This window comes from Cupriavidus sp. 8B, assembly GCF_054589115.1.
The window spans coordinates 1-492 of record NZ_BAAILO010000324.1 but is presented as its reverse complement, the minus strand read 5'-3'; the positions used below and the strand labels follow the sequence as shown (position 1 = coordinate 492).

At 62.4% G+C, this 492-nt stretch carries 1 protein-coding gene; it reads left to right on the top strand.

Annotation, left to right across the window (positions count from 1 at the left end):
- A partial coding sequence (locus ACYP5B_RS32800) for an outer membrane lipoprotein (protein ID WP_459572403.1) occupies window positions 1-352 on the top strand: 352 nt, incomplete at its 5' end.
- Between the last annotated feature and the right edge of the window lie 140 nt (window positions 353-492).

Sequence of the window (492 nt, the reverse complement as noted above, 5' to 3'; positions counted from 1 at the left end):
GGTAACTGTTGTCCGAGTGCGGCCAGTTAGCATCGTCGGCAATGACGGCCCCGTATCGGCCAGCAGTGGTTTTCCTGGCGTCGCCGGCGCGGTAGTCGGCGCGATTTTGGGCGCCTACGTGATCGGCAATGGCAACGGCCGCTATCTGGCTGGTGCGATGTCCGGCACGGTTTCCGGCGTCGTTGCCCAGGTGGCAGCGGACCGGTTCAGCCGGCGGGATGGCGTGGAGGTCATTGTCCGCACGGACAATGGCCGCCAGCTGGCCGTCACGCAGGATGCCGACCAACAGTTCGTGTCTGGTGAACGCCTCTACCTGGTTTCAGGTGGTAGCGGTTACCGGCTGACGCGCTAATGACTTAGTCCGGGTTCTCGGGCCTTCTTCCTTTCTCCTTCTGTCTCTTCTCCCTTGCGGGGCACGCCCCCGCTTGCGGGGGATGCTTGCCTCGCGCAACTATTAAGGCATTCAAATGGCACACATCGTTGAACCCATCC